Source organism: Carboxylicivirga litoralis (assembly GCF_025499605.1).
GTDB classification, from domain to species: domain Bacteria; phylum Bacteroidota; class Bacteroidia; order Bacteroidales; family Marinilabiliaceae; genus Carboxylicivirga; species Carboxylicivirga litoralis.
This window is the reverse complement of record NZ_JAFMVC010000058.1, coordinates 1-5,299: the sequence shown is the minus strand read 5'-3', so window position 1 is coordinate 5,299 and position 5,299 is coordinate 1. Positions and strand designations below refer to the sequence as shown.

Annotated in this window: 5 protein-coding genes and 1 riboswitch; of the genes, 1 reads left to right on the top strand and 4 read right to left on the bottom strand. The window is 31.1% G+C overall.

Annotation, left to right across the window (positions count from 1 at the left end; genetic code table 11):
• Window positions 1-78 precede the first annotated feature (78 nt).
• The 3 genes from J1N10_RS20405 to J1N10_RS20395 all read right to left on the bottom strand — a co-directional run bounded on the left by J1N10_RS20405 (window position 79) and on the right by J1N10_RS20395 (window position 3,108).
• Complete coding sequence (locus tag J1N10_RS20405) at window positions 79-693, bottom strand: hypothetical protein (protein WP_262328585.1); 615 nt, start codon at window positions 691-693, stop codon at window positions 79-81.
• Between the two features lie 117 nt (window positions 694-810).
• Complete coding sequence (locus J1N10_RS20400) at window positions 811-2,184, bottom strand: site-specific integrase (RefSeq protein WP_262328584.1); 1,374 nt, start codon at window positions 2,182-2,184, stop codon at window positions 811-813.
• A 522-nt stretch (window positions 2,185-2,706) separates the two neighbouring features.
• Window positions 2,707-3,108 (bottom strand): hypothetical protein, encoded by a 402-nt coding sequence (locus J1N10_RS20395; protein WP_262328583.1) that lies wholly within the window; start codon window positions 3,106-3,108, stop codon window positions 2,707-2,709.
• Window positions 3,109-3,293: 185 nt separating this feature from the next.
• A riboswitch (SAM-I-IV-variant riboswitch) is annotated at window positions 3,294-3,387 on the top strand.
• Between the two features lie 50 nt (window positions 3,388-3,437).
• Here J1N10_RS20395 and J1N10_RS20390 point away from each other — a divergent pair.
• Complete coding sequence (locus tag J1N10_RS20390) at window positions 3,438-3,728, top strand: hypothetical protein (RefSeq protein ID WP_262328582.1); 291 nt, start codon at window positions 3,438-3,440, stop codon at window positions 3,726-3,728.
• A gap of 411 nt (window positions 3,729-4,139) precedes the next feature.
• Here the strand turns inward: J1N10_RS20390 and J1N10_RS20385 are convergent.
• A partial coding sequence (locus J1N10_RS20385) for a hypothetical protein (protein WP_262328581.1) occupies window positions 4,140-5,299 on the bottom strand: 1,160 nt, incomplete at its 5' end.

The window sequence follows — 5,299 nt, the reverse complement described above, 5'->3', positions numbered from 1 at the left end:
GTCACTTTGGAGCGTCAAAGGGTGGTCAATTTCGTTCGTTAGACCTGGTCAATTTAAATCGTTAAGAGGTGGTCAACTTCAGCGTTTTTTCCATAAATGAGTACGGTTAAAATTTGGTTCAACTGACACTTTTTCCATAATCCTAAATGAAAGATATGCAAGTTCCGGACTTGAAAGATTGGTTTTAAATCTTACAGGGCTTTGCTTATCCGAAATATCCATTTCAATCCCATCATTCATTGCTGTTAGTTTTAAAATATCAACCGCAGTTTCAATTTTATCAATACGTAATGTGAATACAACATGAAGTTGCCGATATGCAGTTCTAGCTTTTTTCAAATACTTCTTTTGAAAGTATTTAGGAAAACAACATTTAAACCTCACTTTTTGCAAGGTGATACAATCGTGACTTTGGGATATTAATTGAATAAATTGCTCGTTAAGGCGTTCCCTGGTATAAAGAAACTCATCGTATATATTGTGCAAAAATGTTTTTCTTGACTGTTTTGAATTCAAACTAAAAGGTAAGCTTTGAATTTCTTTTCTAAACTCAATTAGATACTCGTCCAACTGCTGATTGTATTCCTGTTCAGAAGAAAACTCCTCAGTAAATGTTAAATACCGTTTTCTAAACTTCCTTGAGTATTTCACCTCAATCTTTCCAATCTTTTCTATAAAATCATATACGAACATTATGTGTTAATTTGAAAATTTTAATAAAAAATAATTATCAACGTGCAAAAGAACTGCGTATGTTCCCTTTCGATTTATTATTGTGTTCGTATATGATTTCATTTCTTGTCTTTTTAATTATACAACTACATAAGAGAATTTTGTGGAGCAAGATTGACAATGAAGCGTAAGCTTTTTAATCCTTATCACTCCCTTTTCAAATCTTAATACTTCATTGTCGCAGTTCGGACAAATGGCTAGAGCGTAGGTTAAATTTTCATTATTGAGGTTATTTAACCTATTCCATTTCGACATTTCTTCCTTTCGCTTGTCATCAATGATTTTAGCATAAATCTGAGTGGTTCTTAAATCATTATGCCCCATAATATCAGATACAGTCTCAAGAGACATACCTAATGTCAATGCACTTACAGCAAAAGTGTGCCTTGTGCAATGAAAAGAGAGGCGTTTTTTTATGCCAACCTCATTCATTATAAAGCGTAACAGGGGATTTATATCGGAACTGCTTCGCACGAAGCCTTTATAAATTTTATCGTTTGGCTTTTTATCTCCATCTAAATCAAGAACTGATTTTAGTCTTTCGGTAATTGGAATTCTGAGCATCTTTTCTTTATCCCTTCGGCTCTTATCCATCTCCATTATTATCATGTTGTTCTCAATATGTTTGTATCGTAATTTTCTTAGGTCAGATAGACGTAATCCACAATAACAACTAATTAAAATGTGTTGGAGGGTTTCCTGGTATTTCATACCAGTTAGGTAAGTTTTACCACGCTTATCTTTCTTGTAAATTTTTAGGAATTCTTCCTGATTATAGTAGTCGTGAAGCATATCCAATTCTTTAAGGGTAAGATGTTCCTTTTTTCCATCTTCTTTTAAGAAAGAAAAATTGTGAAATGGATTCCTGTCGATTATTTTTTTCTTGTAAGCGTAGGTTATGTACTTCCTTATCATTGATATATTGCCATAAATAGTATTGGCTTTGTTATCTAATGATTCGATAAGGTAGTTTCTGTATTTTTCAAGCCAATTTTCATCAATTTCGTAAATCGTAACATTGGCTTGGTATCGTTCAAGCTTAACAATATCTAATGCCAGACCTTCATAGGTAGATTGCTTAATTCGGTTGCGTTCTTCCTTTAATCTGGTCTTAGCAAATTCAATAAAGCTTCCATTAACCTCACTATTGGAGTAGAGGCTTAAAATATTCTCAAAAGTTACTGATTGTTTTCTTCGCTCTAATTCGATGATGATTTGTTCAACCTCACTTTCCTTATCTTTTAAATAGAGGTTGTTCTTTTTCGCATCAGGCACTTCCCTGATTTCTTTAATCTTTTTGGTTTTGGGATTGTAGTACTCCGGTTTAAGAAAAAGATTTAAAGGAATCTTTTTAGTTTTTCGGTTTAGCGTTACCCTAATGTAAAAACGAGACGTACCATCTTTTTTTGTGTACGAGCTGTCTAAAAAAATACTTACTGTAGCATTTGCCATAATTTAATAAATTTGTGCTATGGCAGTCTTTAGAGCTATTCGGAAACAATTCATAACAACCAATATTTATTCGGAAACAATTCGGAAACAAATATTGTATTTGTTGTAAATATGGGTTCGAATAAGTCGCACTAAATCGGAGTAAATGCGAGAAAAAGCTAGTAAATACAGGCATCTTTAAAATAGATTGTAAATTTGATTACAATAATATTTGTATCCCACTAGTTTGAGGGCCTTGTGGACGATTTAGTCCGTGCAAGTTCGAGTCTTGTTCTGGGCACGTTAAAACCCCTAATGCTATGATTATTAGTGTTAGGGGTTTTATTTTCCCCGCATTTTCCCCATATTATTAAAAACTGTTTTGACAGAACATTATCATGATTTGAACTTATACTTGACTGGCAGTCAAAAGGTCAGCGGTTCGATTCCGCTATTCTCCACATTGAAAATAAAGGCGTTCGGGAGCTTCCATCCTGGGCGCTTTTTTTGTTTTACTAACAAAATGACTAACAAATGTGTCGGTTAAAAATCTCTGTGTTGAGCAATCCATTTGTCCATGAATCTTTCTAGTTCATCTTGAACTTTAAGATCGTTAACTTTGCATAATATTGAGAACTCCTTGAATTTGCTTCGTTTTGCTTTGATTGCGGTTGTAACAAAAGGCTCTTCATCTTGTATACGAAGGCTTTCTTGAGATATTTTTTTAATCTTCATTTTGAATGGCCTTATTTTGTCATCTGACAGAAAATCAATAGCAATGGATGTTATTCGATTTACTTCTTTATGAAGCATGTCATTGACAGGTGCAGACTTTTTTAAAGTTTTATGGGAGTGGATAAGTTCAATAAAATGCGTTTTGATGCACTCAAGAGCTTTGGGATTACCTTCGGAGGCCTTTTTAATTGATTTAGTATTAAATTTCATTATCCAATTTATATATATATTAATAATTCATAATCTTCTTAATTCAAAAACTTTTCCTTTCTGAATAGTGAATGATTGAATATGAATAATGAACGCATGCAAAATAGTAAATTATTTCTTTTAAAATAGGTCATAACCTGTTTTTACAAGGCAAATAGAAATCTTAAATTTTATTGCTACTTTTGAATTATCATCAAGAATCTCATTTGAGATACCAACCGGGTTGTACGCCACGGTGGTTTTAGGATGTGGGTCAGACGGCCAAAAAAATGTACATTCCCTTCCTATTCTTGGTGTTAATATTTAGTATTAATTTTAAAATTAACACAATGAACAACAATTTAGAAAAGAGGTATGCAGATAAAGTCTCAAACATGTCAGACTTGGAAATTGTAAACAACTTTAACTGGGAAGCTTTAGGTAAAGGATGGACCAGTAGTCGCGCTATATATCTTTCCTGCTTGCGATCTGAAATAATTAAAAGATGGGGTGAGCTAGATTGGTTTAAAGACAATACTATGACAATGAAATACCCTATTGTATTAGTTCAAAATAAATTGATTCAAATGAATCCTAGTGGATTAAAAAAAGAGCTATCGCAATTAGCTATAGAATTTTAAGATCAATTGGGGCATGGATTAAAAACGTGTCCCATATTTTAGTTTTCAATAATCAATTTGTAAAGTAGTGATAGTAGCTTCAAAATATGTACATGAAACAATAATATCAAAGATATTTTTAGCTTGTAAATTACTATTGGAAAAATAATCCTAGTGAAGGCTTGTTAGTTAAATGAAATATTGTTTTAAGAGACTTTCTGAACGGCCTAGTTATGAAAATTGGGCTTGTCAAACCTTCAGAAAACCTATGTTTTATTGGCCAATGTTGTAGGTAGTACTTGATTGAAATCAAAAGTAACCCCCGACTCAGGTTACTTTCTATTAAGAACTCAACATTAGAGTTTACTTAATCCACTTGTGTGTGTTGTCGTATACATTTAGAATGAAAACGACTGTCGGTTGCGGAATATCTTAATAAACATCTTGGCTTCTTTTTGATTGCAATTCCATACCAAAATCAAATTCTATCCATTTTGTAAACCAAAACTTTTCGGCTTCAATCAGTTGAATCTGATTCGTTTTTATATGCACCAAATCTAATACATTTTTCTTAAAACTATACTTAATGTCTTTTGCTTGTTTTATATATCGATTAATATTTTTTTTCTTTTTATTTTGTGCCTTAGCTTCTTTAATTTTATTTAAACGGTATGGAGGCACTTTTTCATTTAAATATGGACAAGCCAGAACATCTAGAAGAAGCAATAAAGATTCGGTATCTTTATTCCAATATTTGTCCTCTAGCTTTTCAAACCAATAAATGATTTGTTTTTTAATTAATTCTTTTATTGGAATATATGCTTTGATATCTTTTATATAAAACAAAATAACCGTGATGGTAAAGTAATTAAGTTTATCAGGTAATTTATACACCCCATTTTCTTTTCTAATATTTAAAAAATCACATAATACGCTTAAACTTAACCTATATTCTCGTCCTAGTTGACTTAAAGCTATCAATAAATACAATGTTTCAATTGGAGTTTCTGATTGAAGTTTATTCTTCTTTAGAATATGATTTATTTCATCTGATATCTTTTTATATAAATTATGCTTGCTACTAAAGGAAAATGGCTCGAGGTAATTATTTTTTTTATTTTTCTTTAAAAAGGTTACAATCTTCTCTACTATTAAACAAATCTTAATTGTAGAGTTAACTCTTGGTGATACAGAATAAAGAAAAAATGCCACATCTAATATTTCTAAAAAACCTTTTTCAAATTGTTTTTCAACTTTAATATCAGGTTTATTTTCAAGGTTTAAGTATTTTGAGGTTAATTTGGAAGTTTTTTTATCCAAAACAGCAAGTGCATAATTCATTATATCCTTATATTGAATGCCACACTCAGTTATAATGCTTTTAAATCTAGTAATGACATTGCTGGAAGAGAAGTAAAGGTTTTCATTCTTTGATTCTTCCTTATCTTCATCTTTATTTTTAAGGATTAAATGCTCATTAAATAAATCACTTATTTTTTGCTTTGCTATACTTAATTCAGTTATTATAGGTTTTTCATATAAACCATTCTTGGACTCACTTAAGGACATTTTATACTCTTTTAAAGCAAGTT

Excerpts from the sequence above, each read along its gene's own strand:
- J1N10_RS20395 (WP_262328583.1), bottom strand. The coding sequence starts at position 3,108 with ATGAAATTTAATACTAAATCAATTAAAAAGGCCTCCGAAGGTAATCCC.
- J1N10_RS20390 (WP_262328582.1), top strand. The coding sequence starts at position 3,438 with ATGAACAACAATTTAGAAAAGAGGTATGCAGATAAAGTCTCAAACATG.
- J1N10_RS20405 (WP_262328585.1), bottom strand. The coding sequence starts at position 693 with ATGTTCGTATATGATTTTATAGAAAAGATTGGAAAGATTGAGGTGAAA.
- J1N10_RS20400 (WP_262328584.1), bottom strand. The coding sequence starts at position 2,184 with ATGGCAAATGCTACAGTAAGTATTTTTTTAGACAGCTCGTACACAAAA.